Raw genomic sequence first — 18,840 nt, 5'->3', positions numbered from 1 at the left:
CGGGAGCGCCAGGGTGCCGGTCGTCATGTCGTTGCCGTGGGACAAGTAGTTTCGTACTACCCGGTGGTAGAGTCCGGCCGACCCAGCTCAGAGGGAGGAACCCGTGGCGTTGAGCGCGGAGGAAAGCGGTCGGCTGGCCGGTCTGCTCGACGAGCACGCCGAACGGACCATCCAGCGCTGGACGGAGCTGGTGGGCGCCTCGCTGCGCGGCCGGCTCAGCCAGGCGGAGCTGCGTCGCCAGGTGCAGGAGCTGCACCGGGCCGTCATCGAGGCCGCCCGCGGCGGCGGGTTCGACCTGGAGTCCGAGTCGGCCGGCGAACTGCGCGCCGTGCTGGCCGAGCTGTCCCGGGGCCGGGCCCGGCAGGGCTTCACCGCCACCGAGACGGCGATCAGCGTGTACGCCCTCAAGGACGTCCTGCTGGAGCTGCTGGAGGCCGACGCCACCACCACGGCGCTGCGCGACTACGTGGCCTTCTCCTCCCTGGTCGACCAGATGGGGCTGTTCACCTTCGAGAGCTTCGTGCGCACCCGGGAGAGCCTGATCGCCGACCAGGCCGAGCAACTGCTCGAACTCTCCACCCCGGTCGTCAAGATCTGGGAGGGCGTGGTCGCCGTCCCGCTGGTCGGCACGCTCGACTCCGCCCGCGCCCAGGTGGTGATGGAGCGACTGCTGCAGACCCTCGTCGACACCGGCTCGCCGTACGCGATCATCGACATCACCGGCGTGCCGGCGGTCGACACCCAGGTCGCCCAGCACATCCTCAAGACCGTGGTGGCCGCCCGGCTGATGGGCGCCGACTGCATCATCTCCGGCATCCGGCCGCAGATCGCCCAGACCATCGTCGCTCTCGGCATCGAGTTCGGCGACATCGCCACCAAGGCCAGCCTCGCCGACGCGCTGCGACACGTGCTGCGGCTGACGGGCGTGGAGACGGCGCGCCGCCAGCCGCGCCGGGAGTCCTGATGGAGCGCGTGCCGGTCCTGAAGATCGGCGACATCCTGCTCGTCTCGATCCAGGTCGACATGTCCGACCAGACGGCGGTGCAGCTCCAGGAGGACCTGGCCGAGCGGATCGTCGCCACCGGCTGCCACGGCGTGATCATCGACATCACGGCGCTGGACATCGTCGACTCGTTCGTCGGCCGGATGCTCTCCACCATCGCCTCCATCTCCAAGGTGCTCGACGCCGAGACGGTGGTGGTCGGGATGCGTCCCGCCGTCGCCATCACCCTGGTCGAGCTGGGACTGTCGCTCAACGGCATCCGCACCGCCCTCAACGTGGAACGGGGCATGGAGCTGATCGCGGCGACCCGCGACGACGACTACGGCTACGACGACCTCGACGAGCCCGGCGACCAGTCCACGGACACGAGGTGACCGCGGGCGTCGACCTGGGCGACCCGCAGGCCCAGGCGATCCGCAGCGACGAGGACGTGGTGCGGGTCCGCCAGTTGGTGCGTACGGTGGCGGTGGCCGTCCGGCTCTCCCTGGTCGACCAGACGAAGCTGGTCACCGCCGCCAGCGAGCTGGCCCGCAACACCCTGGTCTACGGCGGGGGCGGCACCGCAGAGGTGTCCACCGTGGACAACGGCCGGCGGCGCGGGGTGCGGATCGTCTTCGCCGACGAGGGCCCCGGCATCGCCGACCTGGACCTGGCCCTCACCGACGGCTACACCACCGGCGGCGGCCTCGGGCTCGGCCTCAGCGGCGCCCGCCGCCTCGTCGACGAGTTCGACATCGACACCGGCCCGGGGCGGGGCACCCGGATCACGGTCACCAAGTGGTCCCGATGACCTACGACGCCGTGTCCGACCACGGCCTGTGGTTCCGGGTCGAGAGCGGCAGCGCGGCCAGCTCGGTCCGGCGGGCCGCCGAGCGGCTGGGCGGGCAGCTCGGCATCGGCGACGCCCGCACCGCCGACCTGGCCATCGTCGCCGCCGAGCTGACCAGCAACCTGGTCAAGCACGCCGACGACGGGGTGCTGCTGCTGCGCCCCGTGCGCGCCGGCGACCGGGCGGGCGTGGAACTCGTCGCCATCGACTCCGGGCCCGGCATGGCCGACCTCACGGTCTCCTCCCGCGACGGCCACTCCACCGCCGGCACGCTCGGCATCGGCCTCGGCGCCATCATGCGCCAGGCGGACTGGTTCGACGGCTACTCCCTCCCCGGCCGGGGCACCGTGCTCGCCGTGCAGATCTGGCCGAAGGGCCCCGCCCCGGCGCAGTCCTGGGCCGGGGCGCTGACCCGGCCGCTGACCGGCGAGGCGGTCAGCGGCGACGGGTACGCCGTCCGCGTCGCCGAAGGCCGGCACCAGGTGCTGGTCTGCGACGGGCTCGGGCACGGGCCCCTGGCCGCGTCCGCGACCGACGCGGCACTCGCCGCGTTCCGGTCCGCGCCGGCCGCCGCGCCGGCCGCCGTGGTGCAGCACCTGCACCGCGCGATGACGCACACCCGGGGGGCCGCGCTGGCCGTCGCCGAGCTGGACGGGCAGGCCCACCTACTGCGGTACGCCGGGCTGGGCAACATCGCGGCGGCCGTGCTCGCCGAGGGCGAGCGGCGGCGCGGGCTCGTCTCCCTGCCCGGCATCGCCGGCCACCAGCGACCCGTCGTCCGCGAGTACGAGTACGCCTTCCCCGCCGGGGCGTCGCTGGTGATGCACAGTGACGGGGTGGCGGACCGCTGGCAGCTCGACGACTATCCCGGCCTGGCCGGGCGCGCCCCGCTGGTGCTGGCCGCGACCGTGCTGCGCGACGCAGGGGTGCGGCGGGACGACGCGTGCGTACTCGCCGCGAGGGCGCCCTGGTGACGGGCCCGGCCGGCGGCCCGTTGCTGCTCCAGATGGCGCTGCGGGTCGAGCACGACATCTTCCTCATCCGGCAGCGGGGCCGGGAGGTCGCCGAGGCGGTCGGGCTGGAACACCAGGACCAGGTCCGCCTCGCCACCGCGCTCAGCGAGGTGGCCCGGGACCTGCTGCGGATCTGCGGCGGGGCCGACGTCACCTTCGCCGCCGTGGTCGAGGTGCAGGGCCCGGTCCACCTGCGGGTGGACCTGGCCCCGGTGCGTCCGCTGCCCGACGGCCGGTACGAGCCGCAGTCCGGTGCGGTGGCACGCCTCGTGGACATGCTGGGCGTGGTGGGCCGGGAGGGCGATACGGTCGTGAGGATGTCCCGACGTGTCCCGGCCAACGCGCAGGCGCTGACCCCGGAGCGCCTCGCCGAGCTGCGCGCCGAGCTCGGCAGCTCCGCTCCGGCCAGCGCCCTCGACGAGTTGGCCCTCCAGAACGAGCAGCTCATCGCCGCCCTGGACGAGGTGCGCAGTCAGCGCGACGAGCTGGCCGTGCTCAACGAGGAGCTCCAGGAGACCAACCGGGGCGTGATGGCGCTCTACAACCAGCTCACCGAGGAGCTGGAGGAGACCAACCGGGGGGTGGTGGCCCTCTACGCCGAGCTGGACGAGAAGTCGGCTCAGCTGCGCACCGCCAGCGAGTCCAAGAGCCGGTTCCTGGCCAACGTCAGCCACGAGCTGCGCGCCCCGGTGACCGCGATCATCGGGCTGAGCCGGCTGCTGGCCGACTCGGCGTCCGACCCGATCACCGCCGAGCAGGCCCGCCAGGTGGGGCTGATCCGGGACTCCGCCACCGACCTGCTCGGCCTGGTCAACGACCTGCTCGACCTTGCCAAGGCGGAGTCCGGGCGGCTGGAGCCGACCTGGACCGAGGTCGACCTGCGGGCCATCTTCGGCCAGCTGCGCGGCACCCTGCGGGCCCTGTCCACCAGGCCGGGCGTCGAGCTGGTGGTGGAGGACCCGCCGCCGCCCGGCACGGTCCGCTCCGACGAGGTGCTGCTCGCCCAGGTGCTGCGCAACCTGCTGCACAACGGGCTCAAGTTCACCGAGCGGGGCGAGGTCCGGCTGCGCGCCGAGGTCCGCGACGGGCGGTGGCGGCTGTCCGTCTCCGACACCGGGGCGGGCATCGCCCCGGAGCTGCACGAGCGGATCTTCGAGGAGTTCTACCAGGTGCCGGGGAGCACCCGCATCGGCGGCACCGGCCTCGGCCTGCCGTACGCCCGGCGGGTGACACACCTGCTCGGCGGGGCCCTGGAGCTGACCAGCGAGCCGGGGCGGGGGAGCACCTTCACCGTCGTCCTGCCCGTGCGCGGAGCGTGACGGTGGACGGTGGTCAGGGGACCGTGCTGGTCGTCGACGACAGCCGCACCAAGCGCTACCTGCTGGTGAGCTGGCTGAGCCGGGCCGGCTTCGCGACGCTGGAGGCGGAGAGCGGCGGCGAGGCCCTGGCGCGGGTCGGGGTGGACCCGATCGACCTGGTGGTGCTCGACGTCCGGCTGCCCGACCTGACCGGGTTCGAGGTCTGCGAACGGATCAAGAAGGCCCATCCGGCGATGCCGGTGATCCACGTGTCGGCGCACGCCGTCGACGTCAACGACCGGGCGCAGGGCCTGACCCGGGGCGCGGACGCCTACCTGGCCGAGCCCATCGAGCCGGACGAGCTGGTCGCCACCACCCACGCGGTGCTGCGCTACTACCGGGCCCGGCAGCGCGCCGAGCTGCTCGCCGACCGGCTGAGCCGGCTCGCCGAGACGACCCTCGCGGTCAACTCCGCGCCGAGCTTTCCCCGGCTGATGGTCGCCGCGGCGAAAGGCGCGGCGGAGATGCTCGCCACCCCCGTCGTCGTGCTGGCCGAGACGATGGACGGCACCACGCTCGCCGCCGCCACCGCCGGCCCCGGCGCGGAGCCCGAGGTGCGCCCCTGGCCCATGCCGACCGAGGACGTGCCGATCGGGGCGATCCTGCGGGAACAGGTGGACCCGGCCGAGTGGGCGGTGCACGACTGGGGCGGCGAACCGGAGCTGGTCGTCGCGATCGCCCGGCTGCGCGCCGACCGGTCCCCCATCTACGTGGCGGTGCCGCCCCGGGCCCTGCTCCCGGACGCCCCGGTGGTGCGCCAGCTCGCCCAGGCCCTCGCGGCGGCCGTGGAGGCGCAGCGGACCCTCGACGAGGAGCACCGGATCGCGGTGACCCTGCAACGCAGCCTGCTGCCGCGCCGGCTGCCCGAGGTGGCCGGGCTGGACCTCGCCGTCCGCTACGAGCCGGCCAGCGCGCAGACCGAGGTCGGCGGGGACTTCTACGAGCTGGTGATGCTCGGCGACGAGCTGCTGGTGGCCATCGGCGACGTGGCCGGCCACTCGCTGCACGCGGCGACGGTGATGGCTGAGCTGCGGCACGCGGTGCGGGCGTACGCGGTCGAGGGGCACCCGCCCGGCGTGATCCTGACCCGGGTCGACGAGCTGATGCGCACGCTGCTCCCCGGCGAGCTGGCCACCATCTGCGTGCTGCTGCTGCACCCCGGCACCGGCCACGTCCGGCTGGCCAGCGCCGGCCACCTGCCGGCGCTGATCAGCCGCGCCGGCAAGGTGGAGTACGTCCAGCACTCCGCGCCGCTGCTCGGCGTGCGCGTGGACCGCCCCGCCGACCTGGAGTTCGTGCTGCCGGCCGGGTCGACGCTGGTGCTCTACACCGACGGGCTGATCGAGCGGCGGGACGCCACCATCGACGAGGGGCTGGCCGCCCTGGCCCGCTGCGCCGAGACGGTCGACGACGACCTGGACGGCTTCTGCCAGCGGCTGGTGGTCGAGCTGGCCCCCACGGAGATCCAGGACGACGTGGCGGTGGTGGCGGTCCGCCGTATGTAAGGAAGGGCACCTTGTTAACGCTTTCTGTTGTACAGGGGCCCCTTCCTAACACCCGTCGCGCAGCCAGCCGAGGAAGCGGCGGTGCAGCGTCTCGGGCGACGGCGCGGTGTACGGGTATGCCTGGTTGAGCTGCTCGCCCGCCTCCAGCATCAGCCCGGCGAGGTGGACGGCGAGCGTGACGGGCGCGTCGGCGTACTCGTGCAGGAGCCGGCGGCGGGCCGGCGAGCAGGGCCACGGCCCGCCGCAGACCCGGCAGAGCCAGATCGGCCGGGCCGGCAGATGCTCCCGGGCCGGCGGGCGTTCGCGAGCCTGCGTCGCGTGTTCGCGGGCCGGGTCCCGGGGTCGTTCGTCCACTGTGGCTGTCCCTTCTCGACTGGTGCGGGGGCGTGCCGCCGTGCCCGGCACGCCCCCGCGCGGTCCCGCCCGGGCCGGGGAATCTCGGGGGAAGACACCCGAACGGACCCGCTGGGGTCACATTCTGCTGATGCTGCGGTTACTGTGTGAATGGTCGCGGCCCGGACCGTCCGGGCGTCCGGGCCGCGATCCCGCAGGTCCCATGGGTGTACGGAGGCTGTCCGTGGAGCGATCGTCGATGCTCGACCACTTCGCCGAGGAGTTGCGCCTCGCCAGGTCGACGGCCGGGCTCTCCCAGGCGGCGTTGGCCGAGGCGGTGAGCTATTCGGCGGCGCTGATCGCCAAGATCGAGACCGGTGACCGCCGGCCCAGCGCCGACCTGGCCAGGCGGTGCGACGCGGTGCTCGGCGGGGGCGGCCGGTTCGTCCGCATCCAGCGCCGGATCAGCCGGGAGACCGTGGTGCCCTACTTCCGCGAGTGGGCGGGGATCGAGCAGGAGGCGACCGCGCTGCGCGGCTACGAGCCGCTCTACGTCCCGGGCCTGCTCCAGACCGAGGGGTACGCCCGCGCGGTGCTCTCCGGACCCAGGCTGCTCTCGGCGGAGGAGGTCGAGCGGCAGGTCGGCATCCGGCTCGACCGGCAGGAGATCCTGACCCGGGACCGGCCGCCCACGCTGACCCTGGTGATCGACGAGTCGGCGCTGCGCCGGCCGGTCGGCGGCCCGGAGGTGCAGCGGGAGCAGTTGCGCCACCTGGTCAAGGTCGGCGAGGGGACGCCCCGGGTGCGGCTGCACGTGGTGCCGTTCGCGGTGGGGGCGTATGCCGGGCTGGACGGCTCGTTCGTCATCGCCACGCCGCCGGTCGGCGAGGATATGGTCTATGTGGAGACTCAGCTCGGCGGGCACGTCGTCGATCGCCCGGCCGACGTGCGTCAGGCGATCGACGTGTGGGAGTCGATCCGGGGCGAGGCGCTGCCCCACCAGCGGTCGATCGAGCTGATCGCGGAGATCACGGAGGCGGGACCATGGACCTGAGCGCTGCGCGGTGGCGCACCAGCAGCCGCAGCAACAGCACGGGCGGCAACTGCGTCGAGGTGGCGGGCAACCTGCCCGGCGTGGTGGTCGTGCGCGACTCGAAGGACCGCACCGGCCCGGTGCTGGCGTTCGACCCGGCGGCGTGGGGGGCCTTCCTCACCCGGCTCGCCCCGGCCGACTGACCCGCTGCACCCCCCCGCTGGCTGATCCGCTTCACCCCGGCCGGCTGAGCGAGGCTCCCGCCGGTCGGTTGAGCGACCGGGCGTACGCGGCCGGGGTGAAGCCCGTCGCGGCGGCGAACTCGCGGATCAGGTGGGCCTGGTCGGCGTACCCGAGGTCGGCGGCGACGGCCGCCCAGTCCACCGGCCCGCCGCTGGCGGCGTGCTCGATCGCCTCCTGGATGCGATAGCGCCGGATCACCCACTTCGGGCTGACGCCGACGTGGTCGAGGAACAGCCGTTGCAGGCGTCGGGTGGTGGTGCCGTGCCGGCGGGCCAGGTCGTCGACCCGCAGCACGCTGCGGTCGGCGCGGATTTCCCCGGCCAGCGCCATTGCCTCCGCCGAGAGCGGCTCGACCGCCGGCAGGCCGGTCGCTGGTGAGCCGGTCGTCGGCGGGCCGGCCACCGGCAGGCCGGTCGCCGGGGCGTCAGCCGTCGACGGGGTCGCCGTCAGCGCGGCGGGGCGGGGGTGCCAGGCGAGCAGGAGGGCGTCGAGGGCGGCGGCGCGCTCGTCGTCCGTACCGTCGCAGGGGTGCCGGCCCGCGACGAGCCCGGCGGGCAGCGGGCGGCGCTCGCCGGTCAGCTCGGCGACCGGGCGCGGCCAGAACGGGCGGAACCCGCCGGGGCGGAACTGCACGCCGCTGACCCGGCCGGTGCCGGCGAGAATGATCCGGAACAGGTCCCGCCCGACGCCGGCCACCTCGGCGGACTCGGAAACAACGCTGCCCGCAGGGTCGCGGCGGAAGACCAGGTTGATCGCCGGGTGCGGGAGCACCCGCTGCTCGAACGGCGCGTCGAGGTCCCAGTCGACCAGCCAGTAGTGCTCGACGTACGGGAGCAGGGCGGGGGCCGGCGGCAGGCGACGGAAGCGGACCTCGCGCCGCAGCCGCGCCGGGTCGAGGATGCCCCGGTTGTCGGCGCGCGGGCCGGTGTCGCATTTCTTCAAGCTTGTCCTCCCGGGCTGCCTACGCTGCCCCTATGACCACGAAGACTAGTGACCTGCTGGCGGATGCCGCGCCGCGTGCCGTGGCGGTGGTCCGGGCTATCTCCGACGACCAGTTCGACCTGCCGACCCCATGCGCGGACTACACCGTGCGGGACCTGCTCGGGCATCTCTTCCAGGTGGTGGTCAACTTCCAGGCGCTGGCCGCCCGGCAGCCGGCGGACTGGGCGGACAAGACCGACCTGCTCGCCGACGGCTGGCGGGACCGGTTCGCCGCCGAGACGGAGCGGCTGGTGGCGGCGTGGGCCGACCCGGCCGCGCTGGAGGGCGTGTCGCCCGGGATGGGCCTGCCGCAGGAGACCGTCGGCGACATGGCGCTGATCGACCTGACCGTGCACGCGTGGGACCTGGCGCGGGCCACCGGCCAGCCGTACGACGCCGCGCCGGCCGTGATCGCCACGCTGAACGGGTTCATGGACCGGATGGGCGAGATGGGCCAGCAGCAGGGTGCCTTCGGTGCCCCGGTCACCGCCCCGCCGAACGCCACCGACCTGGAGCGCGCCGTCGCCCGAATGGGCCGAAACCCCAACTGGTCCCCCAACTGACGCCGACCCCATCCGCTTGCCCGGGGGTGCGCGGGCGCGCCCGGGGGCTGGCTTGACTCTGCTATTCGCTCAGTGAATAGTTGGTCCTGTGTCCACTCCGCACGTGCTGCTCGGCCTGCTGGCCGAGGGCGACAAGCACGGCTACGAGCTGAAACGCGCCCACGATCGGCGGCTGCCCCGGGCGCGTCCGCTGGCGTTCGGGCAGGTCTACGCCACGCTCGGCCGGCTTGAGCGGGACGGGCTCGTCGCCCCCGCCGGCCAGGACCGCGACGCCGGCCCGGACCGCACCGCCTACACGCTCACCCACGCCGGGCGCGACGCCCTGGCCGCCTGGCTCGCCGAGGTCGAGCCGCCCATGCCGTACGTGGCCAGCATGCTCTTCGCCAAGGTGGTGGTGGCACTGCTGGTCGCCGACACCGGCCACGTCCGGTCGTACCTCGTCGCGCAGCGCCGGGCGCACACCGACCGGCTGCGCGAGCTGACCGCAGTCAAGACGGACCCCTCGGCCAGCCTCGACGACGTCGTCGCGGCCGACTACGCCATCGCCCACCTCGACGCCGACCTGAGGTGGCTGCACACCACCCTGGAGCGGGTCGCCGACTGGCACCGGGAGGTGCACTCGTGACGGAACTTCAGGCTCGCGGCGTGGTGAAGGCGTACGGGCCGACACCCGCGCTGCGCGGGATCACCCTCGACGTCGCCGAGGGGGAGATCGTCGCGGTGACCGGCCCGAGCGGCTGCGGCAAGTCCACCCTGCTGCACTGCCTGGCCGGCATCCTGCGCCCGGACGCCGGTCAGGTCTTCTGGCGGGGCGAGCGGATCGACACCTGGTCCGAGGCGGCCCGGTCGAAGCTGCGGCGCACCGAGTTCGGGGTGCTGCTCCAGTTCGGCCAGCTCGTGCCCGAGCTGACCGTGGCGGAGAACGTCGCCCTCCCGCTCCTGCTCGCCGGCACGGGGCGGCGAGCAGGGCGGACGGTGGCGACGGCCTGGCTGGCCCGGCTGGGCGTGGCGGACCTGGCCGACGCCCGGCCGGGCGAGCTGTCCGGCGGGCAGCAGCAGCGCTGCGCGCTGGCGCGGGCGCTGGTCACCGAACCCCGGGTGATCTTCGCCGACGAGCCGACCGGCGCGCTCGACACGCTGGCCGGCGAGCAGGTGCTCACCCAGCTCGTCCGGCTGGCCCGGGAGCAGCGTACGTCGGTCGTGCTGGTCACCCACGAGCCGCGCATCGCCGGGTACGCCGACCGGGAGGTGGTCCTCCGCGACGGCGCGGTCGACGGGGCCGGCCTGGGGCTGGACCTGCCGGCGGCGGCCGGGTCCGGCCTGGGGCTGCGCGCCACCGGGGCACCGGCGGGCGAAGCACTGGCGAACGCGGCACCGGCGGGCGGGGCACCGGCGGGCGAACGGCCGGCGGGTGGGGCGCGGTGAGGCCCGGCACCCTGGGCCGGCTGGCCCTCGCCGGCACCCGCACCGACGCCGTCCGGGTGGTGCTGACCGCGCTCAGCGCCGCCCTGGCCGCCCTCGCCGGGCTGGCCGCGCTGACCGTGCTGGCCATCCCGACGCCGCCGGCCACCGACGACAACGAGGTCCGCTGGTCCCTCCAGTACGCCACGGCGCTGCTGCGCGAGCCGGGCCTGCGCGGCGGCACGGCCTTCGCGTTGCTGCTGCTCGCCCTGCCGGTGCTGGCGCTGGCCGGGCAGTGCGCCCGCCTCGGCGCGCCGGCCCGCGACCGCCGGTTGGCCGCCTTCCGGCTGGCCGGCGCGACCCCCGGCCAGGTGACCCGGCTCGCGGCGCTGGAGACCGGGGTGGCCAGTCTGCTCGGCGCCGTCGGTGGCCTGGTCGTCTTCCTGATCGCCCACGAGCTGCTCGACCGGCCCGGCGCGGACGGCCGGCTCGCGTTGCCCACGGACGTGCTGCCGTCGCCCGTCGCGCTGGCGGCGACGGTGCTCGGGCTGCCCGCCGTCGCGGCGGCGGCCACCGCGCTGCTGCTGCGCCGGGTCGTCACCACGCCGTTCGGCGTGGTGCGCCGCGCCCGGCGGGACCGCCCGCCCCGCCCCTGGTTCGCGCTGCTCGTCCCGGCCGGCGTCGGGTCGATCGCCGGCTACTTTCCGCTGCTGCACTGGCTGGAGCGCCACGAGGTGCAGGCGCCGCTGCCGTACCTGCCGATCCTGGTCGCCGTCGGAGGGCTCGCCGCCCTGGTCGGAACGGTACTCGCGGCGGGCTGGTTCTCGTACGCCGCCGGCCGGCTGCTGCACCGCCTCGCCCAGGGGCCGGCCGCGTTGCTGGCCGCCCGCCGGCTCGCCGCCGACCCGTGGGCCGGCAGCCGCACCTTCGCCGCGTTGCTGGCCGCCGTGCTGTTCGGCGGGGGCGCGGCAGCCTTCCGGGCCCACTTCCAGGCCCGGTACGCCGCCGAGCTGGCCGAGGCGCGGACGTTCGGCGACGTGACCTCGGCGGGGGACACGTTCTACCTGGACACGATCGGGCTGGTGGACCTTGCTGTGGCGGCGGCCGTCACGATCGCCGCCGGTGGGCTGCTGGTCGCGCTGGTGGAGGGGATCGTGGCCCGCCGCCGGGCGTACGCGGCGCTGGTCGCCCAGGGCGTCCCCCGGGGCGTGCTGGGCCGCTCGGTCGCCTGGCAGGCGCTCGCCCCGGCGGTGCCGGCGGTGCTGCTCGCCCTGACGGTGGGGCTGCTGCTCGGCCGCCTCTTCTCGGGTCCGATACGCACCGGAGGCAGCGGCTACGTCTGCGAGGCAGCGGCCGCGATCTGCGCCGACCCGGCTGCCCGGGGCCCGTACCTGCGCCTCATCGAGGCCCCCGAGCGGTTCGCCATGCCCGGCGTACCCCTGGAGGAGCTGGCCCTGGTCGGGGCCGGCGCGGTCGCCGCGGTGGCCCTCACGGTCGCGGTCGGGCTGCTCTTCCTGCGGGCCAGCACCACCGTCGAGGAGCTGCGGGCGACCTGAACAAAGTGGCGGCGGCCCGACGCAGAGCGGCAGGATGGCCCCCGTGGACCTTGTGACGCTCGACGACATCCGGGCCGCCGCCGCCGACATCGCGCCGACCGTCCTGCGCACGCCGCTGCTGGCCGCGCCGTGGGACGACGGGCTGTGGCTGAAGCCGGAGAGCCTGCAGCCGGTCGGGTCGTTCAAGCTGCGCGGGGCCACCCACGCGGTCGCCCGGCTCGACCCCGACGCGCGGGCCCGGGGGGTGGTCACCCACTCGTCCGGCAACCACGGCCAGGCCCTCGCGTACGCGGCGCGGGCCGCCGGCGTGCCATGCACGGTGGTGGTGCCCGAGGGCGCGCCGGAGGTGAAGGTCGCCCGGATGCGGGCGTTCGGGGCGGAGGTGCTGCTCGTCCCGCCGGCCCGGCGGCTGGCGGAGGCCCAGCGGATCGTCGCCGAGACGGGGGCGACCCTGGTGCCGCCGTTCGACGACCGGCGGATCATCGCCGGCCAGGGCACCGTCGGGGCCGAGATCGTCGCCGACCTGCCCGACGTCGACGTGGTGCTGGTGCCCGTTGGCGGCGGCGGCCTCGCCTCCGGGGTCGCCACGGCGGTGAAGGCGCTGCGCCCGTCGACCGCCGTGTACGGTGTCGAGCCGCTGCTCGCCGCCGACGCGCGGGACTCGCTCGCCGCCGGGCGGGTGGTCACCTGGGACGTGGAGCTGACCTACCGCACCTGCGCGGACGGGCTGCGCACCAACCTGTCGGAGCTGACGCTGGCCCACCTGCGGGACCGCCTCGACGGCATCGTCACGGTGACCGAGGAGGAGATCCGGGCCGCCGCCGGTCGCCTGATCCGTGAGGCCCGACTGGTCGTCGAGCCCAGCGGCGCGGTGGCCACGGCCGCCCGGCTGTTCCGCGCGGGCGAGCTGCCGCCGGGGCGTACGGCCGCGGTGGTGACCGGCGGCAACGCCGACCCGCAGGTGCTGGCCGCCCTTCTCACCACCGCGTGACCAGTGGTGAGAAGGGTGCCCTTCTCGACCGTATGCGTTAACAGGGGGCCCTTCCTTACGCGACGCCCAGGCGGTCGAGGATCCAGGCGTTGACGAACGCCTCCTCGCGCCACGAGTCGTACCGGCCGCTGGGGCCGCCGTGCCCGGCGCCCATCTCCGTCTTGAGCAGGTAGTCGCCCTGCGGGGCGACCGCCCGCAGCCGGGCGATCCACTTGGCCGGCTCGTGGTAGAGCACCCGGGTGTCGTTGAGGCTGGTCACCGCCAGGATCGCCGGGTAGTCCACCGCCGCCACGTTCTCGTACGGCGCGTACGACTTCATGTACGCGTAGACCTCGGGGTCGTCGAGGGGGTTGCCCCACTCCTCCCACTCGGTGACGGTCAGCGGCAGCGACGGGTCGAGGATCGAGGTGAGCGGGTCCACGAAGGGCACCTGCGCGACGACGCCCGCGAACGCGTCCGGCGCGAGGTTGGCCACCGCGCCCATCAGCAGGCCGCCGGCCGATGCGCCCCGGGCCACCAGCCGGTCGGCCGACGTCCAGCCCGACTTGACCAGGTGCCGGGCGCAGGCCACGAAGTCGGTGAACGTGTTCTTCTTGGCCAGCATCTTGCCCTGGTCGTACCAGCGCCGGCCCAGCTCGCCGCCGCCCCGCACGTGCGCGACGGCGAAGACCACGCCCCGGTCCAGCAGGGAGAGCCGGGCGACGGAGAACCACGGGTCCATGCTCGCCTCGTACGAGCCGTAGCCGTAGATGACGCAGCCGGCCGAGCCGTCGCGGGGGGTGCCGGCCCGGCAGACCAGCGAGATCGGCACGCGCGTGCCGTCGTCGGCGAGCGCCCAGTCCCGGTGCTGCTCGTAGTCGGCCGGGTCGTACTCGCGCCCGTCCGGGCCGGGCAGGACCGGCTTGCGGCGGCGCAGGGTCAGCTCCCGGGTGACCAGGTCGTAGTCGTACACCGACTCGGGGGCGACCAGCGAGGCGTAGCGCAACCGGACCTGCCGGGTGCGGTATTCCGGGTTGCTGTCCAGCCCGACGCTGTAGAGCGGCTCGGGGAAGTCGATGTCGTGACCGTCGCCGCCGCCGACCGGCAGCACCCGCAGCCCGGTCAGGCCGTTGGTGCGCAGCGACACGACCAGGTGGTCGGCGAACGCGTCGACCGACTCCAGCCGGGTCCCGGGGGTGTGCGCGATCAGCGGAACCCAGTCGCCGGGCGCGTCCGCCGAGGTGTACGCGAGCGCGAAGTCCTCGGCGTCGTCGTTGTGCAGGATCAGGAAGCGGTGCCCGTGGTGCTCGACGCTGTATTCCACGCCCTGCCGCCGGGGCGCGACGGACGCCGGCTCGCCGGTGGGGTTGCCGGCGGGGATGACCAGCACCTCACTGGTGATCTTGCTGTGGATGTCGATCAGGACGAACTTCTCCGACCGGGTCAGCTCGACGCCGACCCAGAACCGCTCGTCGTCCTCCTGGTGGACCACCACGTCCTCGGTGGACGGGGTGCCGATCCGGTGCCGCCACACCCGGTGGGGCCGCCAGGCGTCGTCGACGGTGACGTAGAACAGCACCGAGGCGTCGGCGGACCAGGCCGTGCCGTAGAACGTGCCGGGCACCTCGTCGGCCAGCACCTCGCCGGTGGTCAGGTCCTTGACCCGCAGCGTGAACCGCTCGTCGCCGCTGAAGTCCGTCGAGTAGGCCAGCCAGCGCCCGTCGGGGCTCACGTCGAACGCGCCGAGGGAGAAGAAGTCGTGCCCCTCGGCGAGCAGGTTGCCGTCGAGCAGCACATCCTCGCCGTCGAGCGGGGCGCCGTCCACGCTGACCGGCGGGTCGGTCTCGCCGTCGCGGACCGCGCGGCGGCACTGCACGCCGTACTGCTGGCCCTCGACCGTGCGCGTGTAGTACCAGTGGTCGCCCTTGCGGGCCGGCACCGACAGGTCGGTCTCCTGGGTGCGCCGGCGCGTCTCCTCGAACAGGGTGGCCCGCAGCTCCGCCAGGTGCGCGGTGCGCGCCTCGGTGTGCGCGTTCTCCGCCGTCAGGTGGGCGATCGTCTCCGGGTCGTCCTTGGCGGCCAGCCAGGCGTACTCGTCGACGACGGTGTCGCCGTGGTGGGTGCGCTCGCTGGGGACCCGCTTGGCGACGGGCACGGGAGTCTCGGTGGTCACGCCGGTCAGGTTACCGTCCGTCGGGACCCCGGCACCCGCCCGGCGAGATCGACGCCCGGTGCCGGCCCGGCGGCGCGACCGGCTTTTCGAACACATGTACGATTGCGGCCATGGCGACAGCAGCGGGGTCCATCGATCGGTCCGGTGCAGTGGACATCACCCGACGGCTGGCGGAGATCTGCGGCCCGCCCTTCGCACGGTTCGCGGGGGCGGCCGACGAGGTCGCCGGCGCACAGGCCCGGTGGGTGGCCGTGCCCGGTGCCCCGCAGGCCGCTGCCGAGGTGCTGCGGCTGGCCGCCGCCCACGACCTGACGGTGGTGCCCCGGGGCGCCGGCACGAAGATCGACTGGGGGGTCGCCCCCGCGCACGTCGACATCATGCTCGACACCGGGCGGCTGGCCGGCATCTGCCACCGGCCGGCCGACGGCGGCGTGGTCGAGATCGGCGCGGGCACCCCGCTGCGGGCCGCCCAGGCCACCCTGGAACGGGCGGGGCTGCGGCTGGCCCTCGACGCGCCCTCGCCCGGGGCCACCGTCGGCGGGGTGCTGGCCGCCGACGAGTCCGGCCCGCTGCGGCACCGACACGGCGGCCCCTGCGAGCAACTGGTCGGCATGCGCTACCTGGACGCCGCCGGCGAGCTGATCAGTGCCGGCGGCGGCGCGCCCGGCCTGGAGCTGGCCCGGCTGCTGTGCGGGTCGCAGGGCGGCCTCGGCGTGCTCCTCTCCGCCACCCTGCGGGTGCAGCCGGTGCCGGCCAGCCAGGCCTGGGTCACCCGTCCGGTGTGGAGCCCGCTGGAGGTCGACGGCCTGGTCCGCGAGGTGCTCGCCGCCCGGCTCGACGCGGCGGCCGTGGAGCTGGACCTGCCGGCCCGCGCCAACCGGGCGCGCCCGCCGCTGCACCCCGACGCCCCGGAGGCCCTGGCCCGGGCCCGCCACCCCTCCATGTTCCGGCGCACGGTGACCCCGACCGGCGCGGGCAGCCTGACCGTGCTGCTGGAGGGCGACCCCGCCGACGTCGCCGAACGCGCCGACGGCCTGCGCGGCCTGTTCGGCGACGAGGCCAAGATCGAGCACTCGGCACCGCAGTGGTGGCGGCGCTATCCGTTCGGCCCCGGCGAGACCGCGCTGCGCATCGAGGTGCCGGTCGGCAACCTGCACGCCGCCGCCTACGCGCTGCGCGACGCGGCCGGCGGCCCGGTGCCGGTGCGCGGCTCGGCCGGCCAGGGCGTGCTGCACGCCGCCCTGCCCGGCACCCTGCCCGTCGATCGGGTGGCGTCCATCGTCGCCGGGGTGCGCGCCGTCCTGCTCGCCCGGCGGGGCCGGTGCGTGGTGGTCGCCGCGCCACCTCCGGTGCGGGAGGCCGTCGACCTGTGGGGCGAGCTGGCCTCGCTGCCCCGGCTGCGGGCGGCGAAGGAATACCTGGACCCGCACCAGCGGCTCGCCCCGGGCCGCCTCCCCGGCGGCCTCTGACATCCACCCCGCGCAGGGCCGCCCCGCCCCTGCCGTGCGTGGGGGCGGCTCGCCGGGGGCGGCCAGGCGTAGGGGGCGGCTGGGCGTGGGGGCGGCTCGCTGGGGCCGCCGTGCGTGGGGGCCGCCGGGCGTGGGGCGGCTCGCGATGTCGGCGACATCGCGGTATCCCGGGGGCCGGGATACCCCCATGTCGCCGACATTGTGGCGCGGCCCCGCCCGGCCCAGGCCCGCGCCGGGGCCGGGTGTCAGCGGCGGTCGTTGCGCAGCACGAGGATCGCGATGTCGTCGCGGGGCGTCTCGGCCGAGAACCCGATCGCCGTCGACCGCAGCCGGGCGGCCACCACGTCGGCCGAGTATCCGGCCAGCGGCGCGGCGGACTCCCGCAGCCGCTCCGTGCCGAACAGCTCGCGGCCCCGCCGGCGCTCGGTCACCCCGTCCGTGTAGAAGATCAGCGAGTCGCCGGGGGCCAGGGTCAGTTCGGCGGCCGGGGAGGCGATCGCGTCGAGCAGGCCGAGCGCGGTGCCGCCGGCCCCGACGAACGCGGCCCCGTCGCCGGCCCGCAGCAGCACCGGGCGGTCGTGGCCGGCCAGGTGCAGGGACACGTCGAGCTGGTCGCCCTCGCCCGGCCCGACGGCCGCCAGCGCCAGCGTGCAGTAGCGCCCGCCGCCCCGCTCGACCAGCGTGTTGTTGAGCCGGACCAGCGCCTCCGGCAGCGGCTTGCCGTCGCTGACCAGCACCCGGATGACGTCGCGGACCAGCCCGGTGACGGCCGCCGCCTCGACCCCCTTGCCGGACACGTCGCCGACCACCACGAGCCAGCGCCCGTCGGGCAGGGGGAGCACGTCGTAGAAGTCGCCGCCCACCTCGGCGTCGTCGCCGGTCGGCACGTACTCGGCGGCGAAGCCGATGCCGTCGACGACCGGCAGGACCGGCGGCAGCAGCGACCGCTGGAGCGTCTGCGCCACCCGCCGCCGCTCGGCGTGGATGCGGGCGTTCTCGATGGCCAGGGCCGCCCGCCGGGCCACGTCCTCCAGCACGGCCACCTCGTCGGGGTCGTGCCGGTGCCGCTGGTGGCGGCCCACCGCGAGGGTGCCCAGCCGCTGCCCGCGCGCCACCAGCGGGACGGCGAAGCCCTCCATCGGCCCGCCCAGCGGCACCTGCGACCCGATCCGGGACGCCTCGCGCAGCCGGGACTGCACCGAGTCCGTCCCCGTCTCGCGGAGCACCTTGTGCAGCTGCGGCAGCACCGACTCGTCGGCGTGGGTGGCGGCCGCGAGTCGCAGCCGCCCCCACTCGTCGGCCGTGTGCACCGCGCACCACTGGCCGAGGCGGGGCACGACGAGCTGCGGGATCAGCACCATCGTCAGCTCGACGTCGAGGGACTGGGCGAGCAGCTCGCCCGCCTCGGCCAGGAACGTCAGCCAGGCCTGCCGGCGTACGTCGGCCCGGCGCAGCCGGTCGTTCTCCAGGTGCAGCGAGAGCCGTTCGGCGGTCAGCACCGCGAGCGGCCGCGCGTACGTCGAGGGGGCCGCGTCCAGCTCCAGCTCCCCGGTGTACGGCCGGTGCACCGCCAGCGGCACCCGCAGCAGCTCGTTGCCGGCGCGGGGGGTGCGACCGTAGCGGGCCAGCACCTGCCGGCCCAGCCCGTCGCCCCGGTCGAGCCGGACGAGGCCACCGGCCGCGCCGACCATCTCGGCGAGCCGGGTGAGCAGGTCGGTGGCGAAGTCCGGCAGCGGGTCGTCGGCGTACTGGTCGGGGGCGGTCTGCATCAGCTCGCTCATCGCCCCGGCGCTGGGCCCCGCGTGCTCCCCTCCGGCGGTCGACGTCGGCGTGCCCCCGGCGGCACCGGCCTGGGGGCCGGCGGCGACCGGCTGCCCGTCGGCGGCGCCGGAGCGGTCCAGCCGGAACCACACCCCCTTGCCGGTGGGCAGGTAGGTCGTGCCCCATCGACTGGCGAAGTGGTCCACCAGCAGCAGCCCCCGGCCCCGCTCGGACACCTCGTTGATCTCCGAGGTGTCGTTGCGTACGCCGACGGTCAGCTCGTCGACGGATCCGGCGGCGAAGTCGGAGACCGTCACGGTGAGGCCGATGTCGTCGCCGACGACCTCGATGTCCAGTTCGGTGCGGGCGTGCTCGACGGCGTTGGTGGTCAGCTCGGTGGTGAGCAGCAGGGCCTCGTTGAGCAGGTCGTCGAGGCGCGCGGCGGCGAGCACGGACCGGACCAGGGCGCGGGCGGCGGCAGGTGTGCGCCGGTCGGCGGGCAGCCGGACCCGCCGGACGCGCTCGTCCGGACCGTCGAAGGCCGCCGGCCCCGCCTCCGCTGACACCTTCGTATCCTCCACCGCCGCCGGGCCCCGCGCCAAGCTGATCCGGCGGTCGGCCCGCCGCGCCGCGCGGGCCGGCGTCGGCG

Annotated in this window: 18 protein-coding genes; 14 read left to right on the top strand and 4 right to left on the bottom strand. The window is 75.3% G+C overall.

Annotated elements, in window-relative coordinates; translation table 11 throughout:
* Positions 1-103: 103 nt before the first annotated feature.
* The 6 genes from ACVMYR_RS02810 to ACVMYR_RS02785 are packed head-to-tail and all read left to right on the top strand — an operon-like array spanning position 104 to position 5,708.
* Complete coding sequence (locus ACVMYR_RS02810) at positions 104-964, top strand: STAS domain-containing protein (protein ID WP_077935592.1); 861 nt, start codon at positions 104-106, stop codon at positions 962-964.
* Positions 964-1,377: an STAS domain-containing protein gene (locus ACVMYR_RS02805; protein WP_077935593.1), complete on the top strand. Its 414-nt coding sequence runs from the start codon at positions 964-966 to the stop codon at positions 1,375-1,377. The genes ACVMYR_RS02810 and ACVMYR_RS02805 overlap by 1 nt, the downstream gene beginning before the upstream one ends.
* Positions 1,374-1,793 carry an ATP-binding protein gene (locus ACVMYR_RS02800; RefSeq protein ID WP_077935594.1) on the top strand — a complete coding sequence of 140 codons (420 nt, stop codon included), beginning with the start codon at positions 1,374-1,376 and terminating at the stop codon, positions 1,791-1,793. The genes ACVMYR_RS02805 and ACVMYR_RS02800 overlap by 4 nt, the downstream gene beginning before the upstream one ends.
* On the top strand, positions 1,790-2,806 hold the full coding sequence (locus ACVMYR_RS02795; RefSeq protein WP_396788668.1) for a SpoIIE family protein phosphatase: 1,017 nt from the start codon (positions 1,790-1,792) through the stop codon (positions 2,804-2,806). The genes ACVMYR_RS02800 and ACVMYR_RS02795 overlap by 4 nt, the downstream gene beginning before the upstream one ends.
* 32 nt (positions 2,807-2,838) lie before the next feature.
* Complete coding sequence (locus ACVMYR_RS02790; protein ID WP_396788966.1) at positions 2,839-4,164, top strand: sensor histidine kinase; 1,326 nt, start codon at positions 2,839-2,841, stop codon at positions 4,162-4,164.
* 2 nt (positions 4,165-4,166) lie between these two features.
* The gene (locus ACVMYR_RS02785) at positions 4,167-5,708 is read left to right on the top strand and encodes a SpoIIE family protein phosphatase (protein ID WP_457121040.1); all 1,542 of its coding nucleotides are present in this window, start codon (positions 4,167-4,169) and stop codon (positions 5,706-5,708) included.
* 45 nt (positions 5,709-5,753) lie between these two features.
* Here the strand turns inward: ACVMYR_RS02785 and ACVMYR_RS02780 are convergent, their stop codons facing one another.
* Positions 5,754-6,062: a hypothetical protein gene (locus ACVMYR_RS02780; RefSeq protein ID WP_096761551.1), complete on the bottom strand. Its 309-nt coding sequence runs from the start codon at positions 6,060-6,062 to the stop codon at positions 5,754-5,756.
* Positions 6,063-6,285: 223 nt separating this feature from the next.
* On the opposite strand from ACVMYR_RS02780, the gene ACVMYR_RS02775 reads away from it, so the two are divergent.
* Both ACVMYR_RS02775 and ACVMYR_RS02770 read left to right on the top strand, forming a co-directional pair.
* Complete coding sequence (locus ACVMYR_RS02775; protein WP_091279686.1) at positions 6,286-7,095, top strand: helix-turn-helix domain-containing protein; 810 nt, start codon at positions 6,286-6,288, stop codon at positions 7,093-7,095.
* Positions 7,086-7,277, top strand: a complete 192-nt coding sequence (locus tag ACVMYR_RS02770) for a DUF397 domain-containing protein (protein WP_457121039.1) — start codon at positions 7,086-7,088, stop codon at positions 7,275-7,277. The genes ACVMYR_RS02775 and ACVMYR_RS02770 overlap by 10 nt, the downstream gene beginning before the upstream one ends.
* A gap of 31 nt (positions 7,278-7,308) precedes the next feature.
* Here ACVMYR_RS02770 and ACVMYR_RS02765 read toward each other — a convergent pair whose 3' ends face one another.
* Entirely contained in the window at positions 7,309-8,259 is a 951-nt protein-coding gene (locus tag ACVMYR_RS02765; protein WP_457121038.1) for a DUF6597 domain-containing transcriptional factor, read from the bottom strand.
* A 32-nt stretch (positions 8,260-8,291) separates the two neighbouring features.
* On the opposite strand from ACVMYR_RS02765, the gene ACVMYR_RS02760 reads away from it, so the two are divergent.
* From ACVMYR_RS02760 to ACVMYR_RS02740, 5 genes are all read left to right on the top strand, one after another.
* Entirely contained in the window at positions 8,292-8,861 is a 570-nt protein-coding gene (locus ACVMYR_RS02760; RefSeq protein ID WP_396788672.1) for a TIGR03086 family metal-binding protein, read from the top strand.
* Positions 8,862-8,949: 88 nt separating this feature from the next.
* Positions 8,950-9,486: a PadR family transcriptional regulator gene (locus ACVMYR_RS02755; protein ID WP_457121037.1), complete on the top strand. Its 537-nt coding sequence runs from the start codon at positions 8,950-8,952 to the stop codon at positions 9,484-9,486.
* Complete coding sequence (locus ACVMYR_RS02750) at positions 9,483-10,286, top strand: ABC transporter ATP-binding protein (protein ID WP_396788673.1); 804 nt, start codon at positions 9,483-9,485, stop codon at positions 10,284-10,286. The genes ACVMYR_RS02755 and ACVMYR_RS02750 overlap by 4 nt, the downstream gene beginning before the upstream one ends.
* On the top strand, positions 10,283-11,818 hold the full coding sequence (locus ACVMYR_RS02745) for an FtsX-like permease family protein (protein WP_457121036.1): 1,536 nt from the start codon (positions 10,283-10,285) through the stop codon (positions 11,816-11,818). Before ACVMYR_RS02750 ends, ACVMYR_RS02745 begins: the two co-directional genes overlap by 4 nt.
* Positions 11,819-11,861: 43 nt before the next feature.
* A complete protein-coding gene (locus ACVMYR_RS02740; protein WP_431891479.1) occupies positions 11,862-12,809 on the top strand; it encodes a threonine ammonia-lyase in 948 nt (315 codons plus the stop codon).
* 55 nt (positions 12,810-12,864) lie between these two features.
* Here the strand turns inward: ACVMYR_RS02740 and ACVMYR_RS02735 are convergent, their stop codons facing one another.
* Positions 12,865-14,961, bottom strand: a complete 2,097-nt coding sequence (locus ACVMYR_RS02735) for a S9 family peptidase (protein ID WP_457121035.1) — start codon at positions 14,959-14,961, stop codon at positions 12,865-12,867.
* A 110-nt stretch (positions 14,962-15,071) separates the two neighbouring features.
* Between ACVMYR_RS02735 and ACVMYR_RS02730 the strand changes: the two genes are divergently transcribed.
* Complete coding sequence (locus ACVMYR_RS02730) at positions 15,072-16,430, top strand: FAD-binding oxidoreductase (RefSeq protein ID WP_457121034.1); 1,359 nt, start codon at positions 15,072-15,074, stop codon at positions 16,428-16,430.
* A gap of 245 nt (positions 16,431-16,675) precedes the next feature.
* Here the strand turns inward: ACVMYR_RS02730 and ACVMYR_RS02725 are convergent, their stop codons facing one another.
* The gene (locus ACVMYR_RS02725; RefSeq protein WP_457121033.1) at positions 16,676-18,757 is read right to left on the bottom strand and encodes a SpoIIE family protein phosphatase; all 2,082 of its coding nucleotides are present in this window, start codon (positions 18,755-18,757) and stop codon (positions 16,676-16,678) included.
* Between the last annotated feature and the right edge of the window lie 83 nt (positions 18,758-18,840).

It is taken from the genome of Micromonospora sp. PTRAS2 (assembly GCF_054052245.1).
The sequence above is the reverse complement of the archived record's forward strand: the minus strand, read 5'-3'. Positions and strand labels throughout refer to the sequence as shown.

Excerpts from the sequence above, each read along its gene's own strand:
- ACVMYR_RS02805 (WP_077935593.1), top strand. The coding sequence starts at position 964 with ATGGAGCGCGTGCCGGTCCTGAAGATCGGCGACATCCTGCTCGTCTCG.
- ACVMYR_RS02795 (WP_396788668.1), top strand. The coding sequence starts at position 1,790 with ATGACCTACGACGCCGTGTCCGACCACGGCCTGTGGTTCCGGGTCGAG.
- ACVMYR_RS02790 (WP_396788966.1), top strand. The coding sequence starts at position 2,839 with ATGGCGCTGCGGGTCGAGCACGACATCTTCCTCATCCGGCAGCGGGGC.
- ACVMYR_RS02770 (WP_457121039.1), top strand. The coding sequence starts at position 7,086 with ATGGACCTGAGCGCTGCGCGGTGGCGCACCAGCAGCCGCAGCAACAGC.
- ACVMYR_RS02760 (WP_396788672.1), top strand. The coding sequence starts at position 8,292 with ATGACCACGAAGACTAGTGACCTGCTGGCGGATGCCGCGCCGCGTGCC.
- ACVMYR_RS02730 (WP_457121034.1), top strand. The coding sequence starts at position 15,072 with ATGGCGACAGCAGCGGGGTCCATCGATCGGTCCGGTGCAGTGGACATC.